The sequence below is a fragment of the Chelativorans alearensis genome (assembly GCF_010993735.1).
Taxonomy (GTDB): domain Bacteria; phylum Pseudomonadota; class Alphaproteobacteria; order Rhizobiales; family Rhizobiaceae; genus Chelativorans; species Chelativorans alearense.
The window spans coordinates 81,890-100,484 of record NZ_WQNI01000013.1 but is presented as its reverse complement, the minus strand read 5'-3'; the positions used below and the strand labels follow the sequence as shown (position 1 = coordinate 100,484).

At 66.9% G+C, this 18,595-nt stretch carries 15 protein-coding genes; 7 read left to right on the top strand and 8 right to left on the bottom strand.

From position 1 onward, the window contains the following. Window positions 1-1,374, top strand: coding sequence for a pyruvate dehydrogenase complex dihydrolipoamide acetyltransferase (locus tag GPJ75_RS19380; RefSeq protein WP_163270377.1), 1,374 nt, complete (start codon window positions 1-3; stop codon window positions 1,372-1,374). A 131-nt stretch (window positions 1,375-1,505) separates the two neighbouring features. Here the strand turns inward: GPJ75_RS19380 and GPJ75_RS19375 are convergent, their stop codons facing one another. The 6 genes from GPJ75_RS19375 to GPJ75_RS19350 all read right to left on the bottom strand — a co-directional run bounded on the left by GPJ75_RS19375 (window position 1,506) and on the right by GPJ75_RS19350 (window position 8,159). Then, window positions 1,506-2,414: a carbohydrate kinase family protein gene (locus GPJ75_RS19375; protein ID WP_205602584.1), complete on the bottom strand. Its 909-nt coding sequence runs from the start codon at window positions 2,412-2,414 to the stop codon at window positions 1,506-1,508. Continuing rightward, window positions 2,411-3,481 carry an ABC transporter ATP-binding protein gene (locus tag GPJ75_RS19370; protein WP_159593628.1) on the bottom strand — a complete coding sequence of 357 codons (1,071 nt, stop codon included), beginning with the start codon at window positions 3,479-3,481 and terminating at the stop codon, window positions 2,411-2,413. Before GPJ75_RS19370 ends, GPJ75_RS19375 begins: the two co-directional genes overlap by 4 nt. After that, on the bottom strand, window positions 3,481-4,989 hold the full coding sequence (gene argH / locus GPJ75_RS19365; protein WP_163270375.1) for an argininosuccinate lyase: 1,509 nt from the start codon (window positions 4,987-4,989) through the stop codon (window positions 3,481-3,483). Before argH ends, GPJ75_RS19370 begins: the two co-directional genes overlap by 1 nt. A gap of 92 nt (window positions 4,990-5,081) precedes the next feature. After that, window positions 5,082-5,933: a carbohydrate ABC transporter permease gene (locus GPJ75_RS19360; protein ID WP_159593632.1), complete on the bottom strand. Its 852-nt coding sequence runs from the start codon at window positions 5,931-5,933 to the stop codon at window positions 5,082-5,084. 5 nt (window positions 5,934-5,938) lie between these two features. Then, entirely contained in the window at window positions 5,939-6,874 is a 936-nt protein-coding gene (locus GPJ75_RS19355; protein ID WP_159593624.1) for a carbohydrate ABC transporter permease, read from the bottom strand. 19 nt (window positions 6,875-6,893) lie between these two features. Then, window positions 6,894-8,159: a sugar ABC transporter substrate-binding protein gene (locus GPJ75_RS19350; protein ID WP_425483173.1), complete on the bottom strand. Its 1,266-nt coding sequence runs from the start codon at window positions 8,157-8,159 to the stop codon at window positions 6,894-6,896. Window positions 8,160-8,340: 181 nt separating this feature from the next. Between GPJ75_RS19350 and GPJ75_RS19345 the strand changes: the two genes are divergently transcribed. Then, window positions 8,341-9,585 carry an ROK family transcriptional regulator gene (locus tag GPJ75_RS19345; protein ID WP_163270371.1) on the top strand — a complete coding sequence of 415 codons (1,245 nt, stop codon included), beginning with the start codon at window positions 8,341-8,343 and terminating at the stop codon, window positions 9,583-9,585. After that, window positions 9,579-11,999 (top strand): PIG-L family deacetylase, encoded by a 2,421-nt coding sequence (locus GPJ75_RS19340; RefSeq protein WP_163270369.1) that lies wholly within the window; start codon window positions 9,579-9,581, stop codon window positions 11,997-11,999. The genes GPJ75_RS19345 and GPJ75_RS19340 overlap by 7 nt, the downstream gene beginning before the upstream one ends. On the opposite strand, the gene GPJ75_RS19335 is transcribed toward GPJ75_RS19340, so the two are convergent. After that, window positions 12,000-12,248 carry a hypothetical protein gene (locus GPJ75_RS19335; protein WP_163270367.1) on the bottom strand — a complete coding sequence of 83 codons (249 nt, stop codon included), beginning with the start codon at window positions 12,246-12,248 and terminating at the stop codon, window positions 12,000-12,002. It lies immediately after the preceding gene. Between the two features lie 271 nt (window positions 12,249-12,519). On the opposite strand from GPJ75_RS19335, the gene rhaM reads away from it, so the two are divergent. The 4 genes from rhaM to GPJ75_RS19315 all read left to right on the top strand — a co-directional run bounded on the left by rhaM (window position 12,520) and on the right by GPJ75_RS19315 (window position 17,473). Next, window positions 12,520-12,837, top strand: a complete 318-nt coding sequence (gene rhaM, locus GPJ75_RS19330; protein ID WP_163270364.1) for an L-rhamnose mutarotase — start codon at window positions 12,520-12,522, stop codon at window positions 12,835-12,837. Window positions 12,838-12,881: 44 nt separating this feature from the next. Next, on the top strand, window positions 12,882-13,628 hold the full coding sequence (locus GPJ75_RS19325; protein ID WP_163270362.1) for an SDR family NAD(P)-dependent oxidoreductase: 747 nt from the start codon (window positions 12,882-12,884) through the stop codon (window positions 13,626-13,628). Window positions 13,629-13,980: 352 nt separating this feature from the next. Then, window positions 13,981-15,984, top strand: coding sequence for a DUF4139 domain-containing protein (locus GPJ75_RS19320; protein WP_246249137.1), 2,004 nt, complete (start codon window positions 13,981-13,983; stop codon window positions 15,982-15,984). A gap of 1,042 nt (window positions 15,985-17,026) precedes the next feature. After that, window positions 17,027-17,473: a GFA family protein gene (locus tag GPJ75_RS19315; RefSeq protein ID WP_163270360.1), complete on the top strand. Its 447-nt coding sequence runs from the start codon at window positions 17,027-17,029 to the stop codon at window positions 17,471-17,473. Window positions 17,474-17,507: 34 nt separating this feature from the next. Here GPJ75_RS19315 and GPJ75_RS19310 read toward each other — a convergent pair whose 3' ends face one another. Next, window positions 17,508-18,497 carry a LysR family transcriptional regulator gene (locus GPJ75_RS19310; protein ID WP_163270358.1) on the bottom strand — a complete coding sequence of 330 codons (990 nt, stop codon included), beginning with the start codon at window positions 18,495-18,497 and terminating at the stop codon, window positions 17,508-17,510. Window positions 18,498-18,595 lie beyond the last annotated feature (98 nt).

The window sequence follows — 18,595 nt, the reverse complement described above, 5'->3', positions numbered from 1 at the left end:
ATGCCCGTGGAAGTCATTCTGCCAAAGGTCGACATGGACATGGCGACAGGGCGGATTTCGCGCTGGCACGTAGAGGAAGGGGCGGCTGTCGAAAAGGGCGACCTCCTGTTCGAGATCGAGACCGACAAGGCGGCCATGGAGATCGACGCCCCGGCAAGCGGTGTCATACGCGATATTTCCGGCAAGGAAGGCGTGGAGATTCCCGTCGGTGAGGCGGTGGCGTGGATCTATGAGGAAGGCGAGCCCCCGGAGGCGGCTTTCCCCTCGGCTTCGCCGGAACCCCCACTCCTCACCCCTCCCCTCAAGGGGGAGGGGGATTCTGGAACGTCGGCGCCCCCCTCCCCCTTGAGGGGAGGGGTGAGGGGTGGGGGTCCAAGCAAGGACTCACAATCCATATTCAATCATCCTGCCACAGTGGGGGGGATTCCGCCCTCATCAGCCGTCCGCGCCTCCCCGCTCGCCCGCCGCATCGCCCGGGAGGCCGGCATCGACCTTGCCGCCGTCGCCGGCTCCGGCCCGCGCGGCCGCGTGGTGAAGGCCGATGTCGAGGCGGCGCTTTCGGGCGGCGCGGCCAAGGCACCCGCCGCCAAGGCGCCCGAGGCGCCGGCCCCCGCGCCCAAACCCATGTCCGACGATCAGGTGCTGAAGCTCTTCGAGGAAGGCTCCTACGAGCTCGTGCCCCATGACGGCATGCGCAAGACCATCGCCCGCCGCCTGGTCGAGGCGAAGAGCACGATCCCGCATTTCTACCTCACGCTCGACTGCGAGATCGACGCGCTTTTGGCCCTCAGGAAGCAGCTCAACGAGGCCGCGCCGCTGGTGAAGACGGAGGATGGCGAGAAGCCGGCTTACAAGCTGTCGGTCAACGACTTCATCATCAAGGCGATGGCGATGGCGCTTGTAGCCGTGCCCGAGGCCAACGCCTCGTGGACGGAGAGCGCGATGGTGAAACACCGCCATGCCGATGTCGGCGTGGCGGTGGCCATCCCCGGCGGGCTGATCACGCCGATCGTGCGGCGGGCGGAGGAAAAGACCCTGTCGGCGATCTCCAACGAGATGAAGGACCTGGCCGCCCGGGCCAGGAGCCGCAAGCTGAAGCCGGAGGAATATCAGGGCGGCACGACGGCGGTGTCCAATCTGGGCATGTACGGCATCAAGCACTTTTCCGCCGTCATCAACCCGCCGCACGCGACCATCCTGGCGGTCGGCGCGGGCGAGGAGCGGGCGGTGGTCAAGAACGGCGAGATCAAGGCCGCCACGATCATGTCGGCGACGCTGTCGACGGACCACCGGGCGGTGGACGGGGCACTCGGCGCCGAACTGCTCTCCGCCTTCAAGCGGCTGGTGGAGAAGCCGTTTGGCATGCTGGTGTGACGCCAATCCCTTCCCACAGCAAGGCATATGGATCTTGAGATCGGCCCCCACCCTTCGCCCCCTTCGACAAGCTTAGAATGGGGGGCCGGCGAAGCCGAACAACGACTCCATCCATATGCGACCGCGCTGGCTCAACTGGCCTTGGCGGAGGGCGACACCGCGGCTGCACCGCCGGCCGCCTGCACCGAGCGCGTGCCCGCCGCGATTGCCGCCGCAAGGCAGGTCTCGGCGGTCTTGCCGTCGAGCCAGGCGTCCAGCAAGCCGGCGTTGAACGCGTCTCCGGCGCCGGTCGTGTCGACGACGCGAACGCTCCGCGCAGGAAGCATGCGCACTTCGCCGCCCATGCTCACCATCCCGCCCTCGGCCCCGAGCTTCAGCGCCACGGCCGGAAACCGCGCCGACAGCGCCTGAAGCGCCTCGCCTGGCGCTTCTCTTCCCGTCAGCGCCCGCGCCTCCTCCAGATTGGGCAGGAACACGTCGACGCCGGCGCAGCGGTCGAGGAAGGATGCGTCGCGGATGAGCGTCTCGTCCCAGCTCGGATCGAGCGAGACGGTGAGGCCGTGCTCCTTCGCACGGTGCACCACGTCGGGCATCTCGGCAAGTGTCGCATATTCGGCGATGTGCAGGTGCCGCGCCTGCGGCCAGGAGAGTGCCGCGGCGAGCGTCGCCGGCTCGGCCGCGCCGGCGCGGCGGGAAAGGAAGGCCCGGTCCCGCCCTTCGACCATCACCACGGTCACTTGCGGCCCGGCGGAAGGATGCCGGTCGAGGAACTGCAGGTCGACGCCCGGCAGCGCCAGTTGCGGCTCGATCGCCTGCGAGAGCGCATCGGTGCCGAGCCGCGCCACCAGCGCCGTGGACCGCCCGAGGGCAGCACCGTGGGCGGCGGTGATGAAGGCGCCGCCGCCGGCGGCAAGCGTCATCTCCTCGGCGAACAATTCGCGGCCGAGCCGCGGCATGCCGTCAAGGCCGGTAAAGACGAAATCGCAATAGATGCGGCCGAGGCTCAGAATCGCCCCACAGTCTGTCTTCTGCAGCATCATAGCCGGCCCAGTGCCCGCTCCGTCTTGGCGTCGAAGAGGTAGAGCGAGCCGGGCGCCGCCGCTGCCGTCACCGTGCTGTCGACCGCCGGGATCACCCGGCCCGGCGCGGTCGCGATGGCCTCGGTGCCGGCGATGTCGAGATGCACGAGCGTTTCCGAGCCCAGCGGCTCGGCGGCCGTGACGAGGCCCGAGACGGTAAGGCCCCCGCCGTCCGCCTCGCCGATCACCAGATCGTGCGGGCGCACGCCCACCAGCACGTCTCCGCCCGACACCTCGCTGGCATCGACGCCGGAAAGTGTCGCCCCCGGCAGCGCCAGCACCCCCTCGTCGATCCGGCCGGGCACCAGGTTCATCGCCGGGCTGCCGATGAAGCGCGCCGTGAAGACGTCCACCGGGTTCTCGTAAAGCTCCACCGGCGTGCCCACCTGCAGGATGCGCCCGTCGCGCATCACAACGATGCGGTCGGCCATGGTCATGGCCTCCACCTGGTCGTGCGTGACATAGACGACGGTGGTGCCCAGCCGCTGGTGCAGCCGCTTGATCTCGATGCGCATGGCCGAGCGCAGCTGCGCATCGAGGTTGGAAAGCGGCTCGTCGAACAGGAACGCGACGGGATCGCGCACCATCGCCCGCCCGATGGCCACACGCTGCCGTTGGCCGCCCGAAAGCGCGGCCGGCCGCCGGTCGAGCAGCTCTTCCAGCCCCAGGATGCGCGCCGTCTCCAGGATGCGCTCCTGCTTCTCGGCCTTCGAGAGCTTGGAGGTGTAGAGGCCGAAGCCGATGTTCTGGCCCACCGTCATATGCGGATAGATGGCGTAGTTCTGGAACACCATCGCCACATTGCGCTGCTTGGGCTCGCGCTGGTTCACCGTCTCGCCGGCAATCTTGAGCACGCCGCCGGAGATGTCCTCCAGCCCGGCGATCATCCTCAGCGTCGTCGACTTGCCGCAGCCCGACGGGCCGACGAAGACCACGAACTCGCCATCGCCAATGGCAAGATCGATGCTCTGCACGGCCAGCACCTGGCCGTATTTCTTGGTAAGACCGTCAAGCTCGATCCGCGCCATCAGCTCCGCTCCGTCAATGCGGTGAATTTTTCCTGCAACCGCCGTGCCGCCTCCGCCTGCCGCTCGGCATCCTCCCGCGCCCGCGCGGCAAAGCCCCGCGCCCTTTCCCCATAGCCGGCCAATGCATTGCCCAGCGGCTCGGGCGCCGGCCCGCCGAAGCGCGTTCGCACGGCGACGAAATGCTCGGGCGAGACCAGCTCGGCGAACGTCTTCTCATCGATCGTCGTCGCCCGCCCCGTCGCCCGCGCGAAGGCTTCGGCAAAGGCCGCATACCCGTCCGCCGCCAGATCCCCATCGATGGCCACCACGGCGCGCGCCGTCGCCGCGGCAATCTCGTGCCCCTCGCGGAAGGACAGCCCCTCACGGCGCACCAGGCTGTCGGCAAGCTCGGTAACGGTGATGCAGGAGCGGCGGATATTGGCCGCCACGCGCGCCGGGTCGATCCTGATCTGGGAGACGAGCGCGGCAAGAAGGTCGAGCACGCGGTATGCGCTCTCGAAGGCCTGGTATCCCATCTCCTGCGTCTCGCCCTCCGAATCGTTCATGTCGGTAAACGGCGTGTTGTGCATCACGTCCAGCATGGCGCGCGCCCGGCCGAAGGTCTGGCTCGCCAGGTGCCGCAGATGCTCCACCGGCACCGGATTGCGCTTCTGCGGCATGATGGAGGAGATCTGCACCAAGGCATTGGGCACATAGACCTGCCCCACCTCGAAGCTCGTCCAGAACTGCAGGTCCTGGATGGGCCGGCCGAGATGCAGGAACATCAGCTCCATCGCCCCATAGGTCGCGGTGACATAGTCCACCCCCGCGATGCAGCCATAGGAATTCTCAAGCGGCGCGGAAAAGCCTAAAAGCTCAGCCACAAGCCCCCGGTCGATGGGAAAGCCCGAGGTGGTGATGGCCGCCGCCCCCATGGGCGAGAGGTCGACGATCTCCCGCGCCTCCCGCACGCGCTCGATATCCCGGATCAGCACCTCGATGACGGCCGAAAGATAGTGCCCGAAGGTCGTCGGCTGCGCCGGCTGCCCATGCGTATAGGCGACGATCAGCGTCTCCTTCTCGCGCTCCGCCGCCGCAATCAGCGTCTCCAGGAGCGCCTGCGCCTTCTCGAGCAGCACATCGACCCGCCCTTTCAGCGCCAGCTTGAAGAGCGTGTGGTCGATATCGTTGCGCGAGCGCGCCGTGTGCAGCCGGCCGGCAAGATCCGGCCCCAGCCGGCGTTTAAGCTCCTTCTCGATCAGGAAGAAGAAATCCTCCACCTCGCCGGTATAGGTCAGCGCCGAGACGTCCACCTCGCGGTCGATCGTAACGAGTGCCGTGGCGATCGCTGCCGCCTGCAGATCGCTCAGGATCCCCGTCTCCGCCAGCATCACGAGATGCGCCCGGTCGATGGCGCGGAAGCCCTCGACATGATGCGCCTTGGCGCCGTCGAAGAGGGGTTTGAGCACCGTCTCCTTGTAGACGGGGTCGGGGAAGGTGCTTTTGTCGGTCTTGCGTGGATCGTTCATGGGTTACCCCCCTCTGCCCTGCCGGGCATCTCCCCCTTGAGGGGGAGTAAACGGCGCCGATAGGCAAACCTGCTTCGACCCAAATCCATCGCCTACCCCTTCAGCCCCGCCAGCATCACCCCGCGCACGATAAACCGCTGCAGCACCAGGAACACGATGAGCGTTGGAACGGTGGCGAGTGCGGCCCCCGTCATGATCATCTCCCACTGGATAGATTGCTCGACCGCAAAGCTCGAAAGCCCCACCGGCAGCGTATAGAGCTCGCGGCTGGTGGTGACGATGAGCGGCCAGAAGAAGGCCGTCCAGTTGCCCAGGAAGGTGAAGATGGCAAGCGCAGAGATAGCCGGCGTCACCATCGGCATGGCGATCTTCCACCAGATGGTGAACTCGTTGAGCCCGTCCACCCGTGCCGCCTCCAGGAAATCGTCGGGCACGGTCTCGAAGAACTGCTTCATGAGGAAGGTGCCGAAGGCCGTCATCATGCCGGGAAACATGATGCCCCAATAGGTGTCGAGCCATCCGAGCTGGCTCGACATCAGATACCACGGGATCACCAGCATCTCGGTCGGGATCATCAGCGTCGACAGGATGGCAAGGAAGATGAAATAGCGCCCGCGGAACTGGAACTTCGCCAGCGTGTAGCCCACCAGGCTGTCGAAGAAGACGTTGGAGAGCGTCACTGCCGTCGCCACCAGCGTCGAGTTCACGAACCAGCGCAGGAAGCGGCCGTCGGACAGCACCTTGATATAGTTGTCGAGCGTCGGCTGCGCCGGGATGAGCCTGAGGTCGTAGACCTGCCCCGCCGATTTCAGCGAGGTCGAGAACATGAAGGCAAGCGGCGTGATCATCACGAGCCCGCCGATCAGGAGCAGCGTCCAGGTAACGATGCGGCCGGGCCGGATGTCGCGCCCGTTGGCGGCAAGCTCGGTCGTGGGGGCGGCCATCGTCGTCATGCGCGGTTCCTCAGCACCCAGAGCTGCATCAGCGAGACGATGAGCAGGATGGTGAAGAGCACCACCGTCTGCGCCGCCGCATACCCCATGTCGTAGGACGAGAACGCCGTCTGGTAGATCATCAGCACCAGCGGCTTGGTAGAGTTCAACGGCCCGCCGGGGTCGTTGGTCGTCATGTTGTAGACCTGGTCGAAGATGCGCAGGAAGCCGATCGAGGAGAAGACGACGAGGAAGACTGTCGTGGGTTTAAGCAGCGGCAGCGTGATCTTGCGCAGGATCGCCCATTCCCCCAGGCCGTCGATGCGCGCGGCTTCGTAATAGGTCGTGGGGATGGCGCGCAGGCCGGCCATGAAGATGATGATCTGGAAGCCGAGCCCCGCCCAGATGGCCGTCGCCATGATCGCCGGCAGCGCTTGGTCTACCGAGCGCAGGAAAGGCTGCGCTGGCAGGCCTACCGTCCCCAGGAAGCCGTTGATCACGCCGATGGGCACCGGCTGATAGAACCACCGCCACACCCAGGCCATCGCCGCCGCCGTCGTCAGGAACGGCAGGAAATAGAGCGCCCGGATGAAGCCGTGCATGAAGCGCACGCGGTCAAGGTAATAGGCCACCACGAAGGCGATCACCAGGCTCACCGGCGTGCCGATGATGAGATAGGTGAAGGTGTTGCGGAAGACCCGCCAGAACAGCGGGTCGGAAAACAGCGCCTCGTAATTGCCGAGGCCGATGAAGCTCGCCGGCCTCAACAGGTCCCAGTCCGTTAGCGAGAGCCAGAAGGCCTGGAAGGTGGGGTAGAACCGGATGCCGGCATAAAAGACGATCGGCACGGCGAGGAACGCCCACGCCCAGACCACGCGCTTGGTGCGGATCGTCAGGCGATCCCATAGCCCGGCGCCGCGCGCCGGGCCCGATTGTGTGGCGACCGATGTCATGGCCCCGGCCCCTGCTGTCCTACTTATTGTAGAACTTGTCGAGGATAGCCTGCTCCTCCTCCGCGGCCAGCGCCAGCGCCTCGGCCGGGTCCTGGCCCTCCAGGAAGATGCGGTTCTCCATGTCGATCATCACTTGCCGCTGCGCCGCCTCGTCGACGAAGCGCGTCGTGTGGGCATATTCCAGCCCCTTGAGGAACGGCCCGTAGGTGGGGTCGGAAAGGTTCTTCTCCGTCAGCGCCACGTCCTTGCGTGCCGGCAATTCGCCCACGGTCTCCAGCCAGACCTCCATCGCCTCCGGCGAGGAAATGTAGGCAAGAAACTTCTGCGCGGCCTCCAGCTCCTCGCCCTCCGACAGCGCGCCGATGGCGTTGGCGAAGTAGCTCGAATAGTTGGAGCGCGTGCCGTCGGCATTGGCCGGCAGCTCGGCCACGCCCCACTCGAAGGGATTTTCGGCAAAGGAACCGAGGCGGAAGGTGCCGTCGATGGTCATGGCCGCAAGGCCGGCCCGGAAGGCGGCTTGAGCTTCGTCCATGAAGCCGGGCTGGGCGACACCGTGCTCCGTATGCAGTCCGGCGTGGAATTTCAGCGCCGCAAGGCCCACCTCGTCGGTATAGGCGATCTTCGTGCCGTCGTCGGAATAGGGCTGGCCGCCATTCTGGCGGATGAGGACCTCGCGCCACCAGTGATGGTCCTGCCCCTCCATCCCAATCGTGATGCCTTCGGAAGTGATGTTGCCGCCGCCGTCGCGCTTGGTCGTCGCCTTCGCAGCCTCGATCAGCTCGTCCAGCGTCTGCGGCGGCTTGTTCGGGTCGAGGCCGGCCTCCTCGAACAGCGCCTTGTTGTAGAACAGCGCCAGCGAGCGAACGGCCGTCGGCAGGCCGTAATAGTCGCCGTCGCGCTTCATCGCCGAGACGATGGGGAAGAAGTCGCTCTCGATCTCCTCATGCGGAAAGATTTCCGGATCGAGCGGCTGGATCAGCCCGCCGGCGACGAAATTGTCGAGCCAGCCATAGAAGAGCTGCACCACGTCCGGGCCCTGTCCCGCCACCTTCGCCGCCACGACGCGCGTCTGGTAGTCGGCATAGGGGAAGGTGACATGCTTGACGGTGATATCGGGGTTGGCTTCCTGGAAATTGGCGATCAGCTGATCCATCGCCTTCACCCGGCTGTCGAAGACATATTGCCAGTATTCGATCTCGACCGCCTGGGCCGAGCCCACGGCCAGAAAGCTGATGCCGGCGACGAGCCCGGCGAGCCTTGTCCTGCTGCGCATTGCATCCTCCATGTGCTCGCCGTCGGCCTCCCTTCGGCCGCGGCGGATTATTTCCCCTCGAAACGGCACGTGCGTCCGTTCCAGGCCTCAACGTCATCGCAGCGAGCCGCGCTTGTCAATAAAATAATCTACTTGAGTTATTCTATCGGGGAAAATAGCCTGCCGGTCGAGTTGAAGCCTCGGAGACAGTTGCATGGACAATCGGCGGAAGGGCATCCACCGCCGGCGCGGTGCGATCGGCAGCAATCCCGAGCGCAACCGGGCGCATAACCGGCGTGTGGTGCTGGAGGTGATCCGCACCAACGGCCATCTCGGCCGTGCCGAGATCGCCCGCCACGCGCACCTCACGCCGCAGGCCGTGGCCAATATCGTCCAGGAACTCACCGAGGAAGGCTTGCTGATCGAGCTCGGCCGCCTGCGCAGCGGGCGCGGCCAGCCGCCCATCCAGTTCGCGGTCAACCCGGACGGTCCGCTGACCGCCGGCGTCGAGGTCGCCGCGGATCATATCGTCGCCGTGCTGCTCGACCTGTCGGGCGGCCTCAAGGCCCAGTCCATCAGCCCGCTGGAGCACACAGACCCCGGGCATGTTCCGGGCCGGATTGCGCGGGAGATCGAGAGCCTGCGCGGCACGCTGGGAAGGGCGACCCAGCGCCTGCTGGGCATCGGCGTGGTGATGCCCGGCCCCTTCGAGATCGAGGGCATGAGTTCCGTCGGTCCGGCGACGTTGCCGGGCTGGACCGGCGTCGATCCCCTGCCGCTGATCGCTCAGGCGACCGGCGAAAAGGTGTCCTTCGACAACGACGCCACCGCCGCCGCCGTCGGCGAGCGGCTCTACGGCGCCGGGCGCCAGATCACCAATTTCTGTTTCCTCTATTTCGGCGTCGGCCTGGGCCTTGGCGTCATCCAGGACGGCCGCCCCCTGCGCGGCGCCTTCGGCAATGCCGGCGAGATCGGCCACATCGGCATCGCCCCGCGCAACCGGCAGGGCACATACGGCCCCGACGGCGCGCTGGAGCGCTTCGCCTCCGTCTTCGCCTTGCGCGAGCGCCTGGCCGCGGCCGGCCACGAGGCGGCGACCATCGACGCGCTGCAAGCCCTCTACGACGCGCGCAACCCCGTCGTGATGGGCTGGATCGCCGAGGCCGCGGACTATCTCGCGCCCACCGTGGCGATGCTGGAAAACATCTTCGACCCCGAGACCATCATCTTCGGTGGCGGCCTTCCCGATGCCGTGCTCGACGCGGTGATCGCGGCGCTCGAACCGCTGCCGGTCTCCGTCGCCACGCGCAGCGCGCGCGCCCTGCCGCGCGTCATCCGCGGCCAGACCGGTCAGCTGACGGCCGCCCTCGGCGCCGCCGCCCTGCCGCTGCTCGACACCGTTTCGCCACATCTGAGCGTCGCTCAACACCCGCAACACGAGGACACGACCCCATGCTGACCCCCCGCGCGCGCCTGCAACGCCGGAAAGAGCGTCCCGCCCTGGTCGAGCTGCACAGGGCCTTGAGCCGGCTCACCTCCACGCTCACCGTCATGAACACCGGCGCCCACCCGGACGACGAGAGGAGCGGCATGCTCGCCGCCCTCCGCTTCGCCTTCGGCATGCGCGTCATCGTCGCCTGCTCGACGCGCGGCGAGGGCGGGCAGAACGGCCTCGGGCCGGAGCGCACGGGGGCGCTGGGCGTCCTGCGCACCCGCGAGATGGAGGAGGCCGCGCGCACGCTGGACGCCGACATCGTCTGGCTCGGCCACGGCCCGGACGACCCGGTGCACGATTTCGGCTTCTCCAAGAACGGCAAGGATACCCTTTCGCGCTGGGGCCGCGAGCGCATCGTCGAGCGGCTGGTGCGCGCCTACCGCACCGAGCGGCCCGACATCGTCATCCCCACCTTCCTCGACGTACCCGGCCAGCACGGCCACCACCGCGCCATGACCGAAGCCGCGGAAGAAGCCGTCGAGCGCGCCGCAGATCCGGAAGCCTATCCGGAACACTCGGCCGAAGGTCTCACCCCCTGGAAAGTCGGCAAATATTATCTCCCCGCCTGGTCCGGCGGCGGCGGCACCTATGACGACGAGGTCCCGCCCCCCGCGGCAACGGTCACCGTCAGCGCCCCCGGCGTCGACGCCGCCACGGGTGCCGCCTATGACGAGATCGGCGAATGGTCACGCGCCTGCCATGCCTCCCAGGGCATGGGCGAGTGGCGTCCCGAGCCGCAGCGCGCATGGTCCCTGCACCTGAAGCGTGGCGGCAAGGGCGCCGAGACCGACATCCGCGACCATCTGCCGGCAACGCTGGCCGACCTTGCCGCCGGCCTCGACCGGGAAACCGGGGCCGAGCTTCGCGCGGCACAGGTTCGCATCGGCGAGGCGCTCGACGCATTTCCGCGCCAGACCGGGATCGTCCCGGCCCTTGCCGCCGCCGCGCGGCACATCGAGACCGCCCAAAGCCGCCTCTCGGAGGAGGAGAAAGAACGCATCGGCCATCGCCTGACGCGCAAGCTCGCCGAGATCGATGCAGCCCTCGCCGCCGCCGCCGGCATCGTCCCCACGCTCTGGGCCGAGCCCGCGGCCCTCACTCCCGGCGGCAGCGCCACGCTCCACGTGCACCTAGCGCCTGCCGAGGCGACCGGCGCGGTCGAGATCACGCCCATCCTGCCGGACAGCATCTCAAGCGGCGCTCCGGCGCGTAAGGGGCCGGTCACCTCCTTCCCGCTGAAGGTTTCGCCAGACGCTCCGGTCGCCAACGCCTATCCACCCGCCTTCTCCAGCCTTTTGGGAAGCGGCTCTGTCCGTGTGGCGCTGGCAGCCGAAATCGGCGGCCGCCGCATAAAGATCTTCGCCGACCCGGAGCAGCCGCTCGACATCGTGCCCGCCCACTCGTTGGCCCTGTCGCCCGACGCGCTGATCGTCTCCACCCATGCCGTGCCACAACGCGCCGCCATCCGCGCCCGCCTCGAAGGCGCCGAGGCCCGGTTCGATCTGGAAAGCCGCCCCGGCATCGCCGCGAGGCCGGCGGCGGAAGGCTTCGCGCTCGACATCGCACCGGACCTCGCCCCCGGCCGCCACACCCTCCGGGCGAGCGTCGGCGGCGTCCAGGCCTATCGCCAGACCCCCATCGCCTACCCCCACATCGGCCGCACCCGCTTCATCGCCCCGCAGAACCTCGACGTCCTGGCGCTCGACCTGCGGCTGCCGGAGGGCGCCCGGGTCGGCTATATCGGCGGCGGCGCCGACCGTGCCGGCCTCTGGCTGAAGCGCATGGGGCTCAACGTGATCGATCTGGACGAGGCGGCAATGCGCGGCGACCTTGACCGCTTCACCACCATCGTCATCGGCATCTTCGCCTTCGGCCTGCGCCCCGACCTTGCCGCCGCCACGCGGCGGCTCCACGCGTGGGTGGAGGCGGGTGGCCATCTCGTCACCCTCTATCATCGCCCCACCGACGGCTGGTCTCCCGATGAGACACCGCCGCGCCGCCTCGTCATCGGCAGGCCGTCGCTGCGCTGGCGCGTCACCGACCCGGCTTCGCCCGTCGCGTTCCTCACCCCGGATCACGGCCTGCTGAAAGGCCCCAACGCCATCGATGCGGAAGATTTCGCCGGCTGGGACAAGGAGCGCGGCCTCTATTTCGCCGCCGAATGGGACGGCGCCTACACGCCTCTTCTGGCCATGCACGACGCCGGCGAGGCACCGCTGAAGGGTTCTCTCCTCTCAGCCCGCGTCGGCGACGGCCGGCACACCCACACCAGCCTCACCCTGCACCACCAATTCGACAAGCTCGTCCCCGGCGCCTTCCGCCTCATGGCCAACCTCGTGCAGCCGGCCATCATGCTCAAACAAAGAGAGTGCCGCTGATCAGAGGGCAAGCACCAGCGTCGAGGCGATCGCCATCACCACGGACAGCCCCACCAGAACCATGAAGGTGCGCGGCCGGTCCAGAAACACCGCATAACCCGATATCCATGCCGCCGCGGCCGCCCCGAGCGCAAAGAAGAAGGCGTCGCTCTGGCCGAACGCCATCGCCGCGGCCATCAGCCCGCCGATGATGAGCGCGCCGAAAGCGATGATGATGGCGACGGCATATGCATCGTAGTTTTGGTTCATTTCCGGTCCTTCTCTGGCGGTATGACGTTCTTTTGCCCCACCCCGGCGTTCCGCCATCGCCGGCACCATAGCCCCTTCGCAAGGAATGCACTATGTCCCCAAGGCCACACTGCACGGCGCCGATGCGCCATCCTCCCGAAGACGCTTGCGCACGCCAGCGCGTTTGCCAAGCCGGCGAACCGATGGCATGAGAGATCCTGGTGGTCTGCAAAAGGCCCGTCTGCAACAGGCCACTCTGCAACAGGCCACCCTGCAACAGGGGAGGAAGCGGATGCCCGAGAAGTTCGCCTTTCGCATGAACCTCGATCCCGGCCAGGCGGCCGAATACAAGCGCCGCCACGACGAGATCTGGCCGGAGCTGGCCGCGCTCCTGCGCGAGGCCGGCGTCTCGGACTATTCCATCTGGCTCGACGAGGAGACCCACCACCTCTTCGCCATCCTGACGCGCGCCGACGGCCACAAGATGGACGCGCTGCCCGCCAACGAAGTCGTGCGCCGCTGGTGGGACCACATGGCCGACATCATGGAAACCCTCGCTGACAACGAGCCGGTGCAAGTGCCGCTCAGGAAAATGTTCCACCTGGAATAGGAAGCCGGCAGGTTCCGAATCAGCATCCAGCGAACGGAAATCACATGAACAGAATAGACCTTGAAGGCCAGGTGGCCGTGGTGACGGGCGGCGCCCAGGGGATCGGCTTCGCCATAGCCAGCCGGCTGATCGAGTCCGGCGCCAGGGTAAGCCTCTGGGACCTGAACGCTGATCTGCTCGACGAGGCGGCGAAGGCGCTCGGCCCTTCCGCTTCCAGAAAGACCGTCGACATCACCGACCTTCCGGCCCTTGAACGCGTCCATGCGGAGGTGGAGAAGGAGGTCGGCCCCGTCTCCATCCTGGTCAATTCCGCAGGCATCGCCGGCGGCAACGCGCCGCTGGAGGACTACGACCCGGACGAATGGCGCCGCGTGGTCGAGATCAACCTGAACGGCACCTTCTACGTCAACAAGGTGGTGATCCCCTCCATGAAGGCACGCAACTACGGCCGCATCGTCAACATCTCCTCCGTCGCCGGCAAGGAGGGCAACCCCAATCTCTCCGCCTATTCGGCCGCCAAGGCCGGCGTCATCGGCCTCACAAAGTCGCTCGGCAAGGAACTGGCGAAACACGACATCGCCGTCAACGCCATCACCCCCGCCACCGCCAACACCCGCATCCTCGATACGCTCACCAAGGAGTTCATCGAATACATGCTGGTGCGCATCCCGCGCGGCCGCTTTCTGGAGGTGGACGAGGCCGCCGCCATGGTCGCCTGGCTGGTCTCCCGGGAAAACAGCTTCACCACCGCCTCCGTCTTCGACCTGTCCGGCGGCCGCACCACCTACTGACACTTTCAGACGCCTGTCCTGAGCTTTGTCGAAGGGCCGGACGTCTCCCCCACGACGGCGGGGCTATTGCATGTGGATGGAGTCTTGGTTCGGCTTCGCCGGACCCCCACCCCTCACCCCTCCCCTCAAGGGGGAGGGGGACGAAGCCGGGTTCGACCTGCCTCCCTCCCCCTTGAGGGGAGGGATTGAGGGTGGGGGTCCGGCGAAGCCGAACCAAGACTCCATCCAATAACCTTGCTCCCCATCCACCCCCGATATGATCTGTGGGAACCGGCAGGCGCCATGCGCGGGGAGGGTGCCTCCCCGCGGCAGGACGGGTAGGATAAGCCGGCCATCAGCCAAGGAGGAGACGATGAGAACGCTGGAAAGCCGATTGACGCCGGCATGGCCGCTCATGCCGGGCGCCGCCGCCATTTTCCTGGCGCTGGCCGCGCCCGTTATGGCCGAGGGGGCATCCGGCAGCCGGATCGAGGCCATCACGCTGTCCTCCGGCGGCCTGGCCGAGGTCCACCGCAGCGCCCCCGTCGACGGATCGGGCACCTTGCGCATCGACGTCCCCCTCGAGCAGGTCGACGACATCCTGAAAAGCCTCCTCGTCCGCGATCCGGCCGGCGCCATCGGCGCGGTGACGCTGGATGGCCTGTCGCCCGTCGAGGAGACGTTCCGGCGCCTGCCCTTCACGCCGGAGGAGATGGGGTCGCTCCCCGACCTGGCGGCGTCCCTGCAGGGCGTTGGCGTCCGCGCATCCTCCGGCGGCCGCACGGTCGAGGGCGTCGTTCTCGGCGTCGGCACCCGGCAGGCCGGGGAGGGCGAGACATCCCGCACCGAGCGCATCCTCTCCGTGATGACGGATTCCGGCGGGATCGAGGTGCTGAACCTCGGCGCCGACGCAGTGCTCGACATCCTCGACGAGGCGATGCGCGAGAAGGTGCGGGAGGCGGCAAGCGTCAGCGGCCGCGGCCGCACCGACGATATCCGCTCGATAGCGATCGAGCTGTCGGGCGAGGGCAGCCGGGCCGTAGGCCTTTCCTATGTCGTGCCCGCGCCCGTCTGGAAGACGGCATACCGCCTGGTGACCGGCGGCGAAGGTACCGCCCGCCTGCAGGCCTGGGCGGTGATCGAGAACGCCACCGGCGAGGACTGGCAGAACGTCGCGCTCACCCTCTCCTCCGGCGCCCCGGTCACCCTCGCCCAGCGCCTGCACCAGCGCTACTGGCACGAGCGGCCGGAGGTCCCGGTGACAGTGGGGAGCGCGACACCGCCGCGCCCGGACGCCGCCAAGGCCATGTCCATGGCTGAGGAAGATGGGGCGGCGGGCTTCGACATGCGGCAACAGATGATGGCCGCGCCCGAAGCCGTCATGTCGGCCGAGATGCCGGCATCCGCCCCGATAGGCCGCGCGGTGGCTGAGGAGGGCGAGACGACGGCAACCTACCGTCTGCCCTCTCCTGTCGATCTCGCCGCCGGCCAGACCCTTTCCGTGCCCTTCGTCGACGAAGAGGTGCCGGCCGAGCGGGTTTCGGTCTTCCAGCCGGAGCGCAACGACACCCATCCCGTCGCCGCCCTGTTTCTGGAAAACGCCACCGCGGCAAGCCTGCCGCCCGGCCTCCTCACCGTCTATGACGACCGGGACGGGTATATCGGCGATGCCCAGCTCACCGGCCTGCCCGCCGGCGAAAGCCGCATGGCGAGCTTCGCCGCCGACCGCAAGGTGGAGGTCACTACCCAGTCGCAGCCGCGGGAAACCGTCAGCCGCATCGCCATCGTCGACGGGACGGTGCGCGCCACCCGCCTTTCCCGCCTCGTCACCACCTACTCCGTCAAGGGCGCCGCCGACGCGCCGCGCACCTTGATCATCGAGCACCCCCGCCGCAATGGCTGGCGTTTCTCCTCCGGCGCCCTCGACAGCGCCACCCCGAGCCATCACCGGCTGCGGGTGGAAATCGCCGCCGGAGGCACGGCCGAGGTCGTCGCCACCGCCGAGAGAAGCGACACGGAAGTCTTCGCTCTCTTGAATGCCGAGGCCGATGCGCTGTTCGGCTGGTCGGGCGCGGCCGCCGACCCGGACACGGCATCGAAGCTCGCCGAACTCGCCGAACTGCGGCAACAGGCCGCTGAGGCCGCGCGCGCGGTGGACGACATGGAACGCGACCTCGAACGCGCCGCCGACAGCCAGGCCCGCATCCGCGACAACCTCGCCGCCGTCCCCGCCGACAGCACGCTCGGCCAGCGCTACGTCTCCATGCTCGAAGAGGAGGAGAACCGGATCGCCGGCCTCACCGACCGCCGGCGCGAAGCGGAAGCCAGGGCGAAGGGGCTCGAAGAGCAAGTGGCGGATTTCATCCGCAACCTGTAGGCGACACCGGCCAGCCAGCGCCGCCCCCACCCCGCGCGGGCGTCATCCCGGAAGTCGGAGCGAAGCGGAGACTGTCCGGGACCCATTCCGGAAGGTCGACGAGTTACGGAATGGGTCCCGGACAAGCCTTCGGCTTTCCGGGATGACGCGCGCGGGTAGGGATTACGTGTTGGAAAGGCGGCGGGCGCCCTTCGCCTCAGCCGGCGATGCCTCGCCCGCGCGGGGATAAAATGTGGCGACAAATTTTTTTCTTTCCCGCCAACCCATTGGTTTCACTCACTGCAGAAAAAATTCTCCAACTTTTTCGCAGGAATCTTCGCCCCCCTCCCCAGCCCGCCCGTACAATCCTTGCCATCGCTCTCGCGGGAACCGGATGCGCACCGGGTGTTCGGGAGGGCGGCGGAGACCTTTCCCTTCGGGCTCGGTACCCGGAGGCCTGAGGGCCCGCGACAGGCCGGCGGTGCCGGGAGCGCTGGGCGACAGCCTGCGTTGCCGGCATTGCGGAGAAGCCGCCAGGGCTTTTGTTCGGCCCGGCTCACCCCCAATTGGGTGCAGCCGGGAAGGAGAAGGGCCCGGGTGACCGGCCGACCGTCGGGACAGACTCCGGCGGGGCGCGTTGGACGCGCCTAATTTGAGGTGCCCCCAAAGCGCCTCGTGCGGTGCCGAAGACGCGCCCCGCTTCCCACCCTGAGCTTGTCGAAGGGTCAATGGCCAGACGCGAAAGCGGGCGTGGCAACGATGAAACACGCCCCAGAGGCCGGAGGGACGCGGCGATGAAGGCGGCGTTCTCCAGCCTGCATGCCTAACGAGGCACCTAAGTACTATTGCTGAAGAATATCAGGGAGAATAGCATCGATCAGAACCAATAAGAGAATCAAAGGTTTGAATTCACGGCATCGCCGTGAAGAGGGTCGTGTATTGGCGCAGTTCAACTTGCTCGGATTTCAATTTGCTGCCGGGCGGAAAAGGGATTGCCAATACGAGGAGAGGCCGCCCTTTGGGTTTCGAAAATCGTTCTCACTGTCGAGTGTAGGGAGGAAACATGGCTATTCTCGCGAAAGGTGGTTGCCGGTGTGATGTCAATCCGGTGCGTTATGAATACAACGCTACGCCCGCCGAAGTTCACTACTGTCTTTGCACCGACTGCACAGATACTTGCGGAGGTGCGCTCGCCTTGATCGCGGTGGTGGAACGCAGCGCGTTCAAGATCACGGCAGGCGAGGACAAGATCCGCAATTTCGATACGAAACCGACCTGCCATCGCCGTTTCTGCAAGGATTGCGGCTGCCACATGTTCCTTTATGTGGACGCCTTCCCGGACCATCTCCTGATCCACATCCCGACGCTGGATCGCGATGCGGAGGTTGGAGCGCAGCCGGACCGCTGGGTCTTCGTCAACTCCAAGCATCCCATGCTGACGATCCCCGAGGACGGGCTGCCGCGGCATCCCGGCTGGGCGAACAGCGGAGACCCCGTTCAGGCAGCATGACGTCTGACCCGGGAAGCGGCGGTGCCGCTTCCCTTCAGGGCGCGCGCGTCGCCGGCTGCAAGGCCGGTGCGGTTGTGCCGTCTTTCCCATAGGCGGTATCGGGGTAGAGCGTGCTCAAGAGGGGCAGGTACATCGCACCCTTATCGAGAAGAAAATCCTCGAAGACGGTCATGGCAGGAGACTTGGTCCGGTCCGAGCGGCTGATCGAGAACCACTGCCGCCTGATCGGCATGCCGACGACATCCAGGATGACAAGCCGTCCGGTCTCCAGCTCGGAAGCGACCGTGTGCGCGGAAATGAAAGCGATGCCGAGACCCGCCATCACGGCCTGCTTGATGGTTTCGTTCGAGCCCATCTCGGTGCCGAGATTGTCGAGCCGGCCCGGTATCTCGCCCAGGAAGATCTCCAACGAAACGCGCGTCCCCGACCCGCGTTCGCGGATGAGGAAATGCTCCTGTGCGATGCGTTTCTTGGAGATGTCGCGGACGCCGGCCAGCGGATGGTCCGGCCGGGCGACGATGACGAGAGGGTGGTCGCCGAAGACCATGGCGCGGACCGGCACATCCTTCGGCGGGCGGCCCATAAGCGCGATATCGACCGCATGGTTCTTCAGGTTGGCGATGGTCTCCTGCCGGTTGCCCGTCGCCAACGTCATGTCGATATCGGGAAACTCCCTCATGAAGCCGGCCATCAACTGCGGCGCGAAGTACTTCGCCGTCGACACGACGCCAAGCCTGAGCGTGCCTTTTCGGATGCCCTTTATCGCGTCGACCTCGTCCTGGAGAAGGCGCAGCCGTTCGCCGATCGCCTGGGCAGCTTCGATAAAGGCCAGGCCTGCGTCAGTCGGACGCATGCCGTCGGCCGTCCGGTCGAAGAGCATGGTTCCGGCCTCTTCCTCCACCTGCTTGAGCTGCAGTGTCACAGCCGGCGCAGTCAGACCTAATTCCTTGGCAGCACTGGATATTTTCCCCGACGCATAGATCGCCTGAAGCGCGCGGAGCTGTCTTAAAGTGACGTTGAGCATGACCGGGACGTTAAAATTTCTTACTGATCATGTAAACACAATAAAATTTACTAATGCACCCAAGCGGTCACTATACCCCTGCCGCCTGGGCTTCCGGG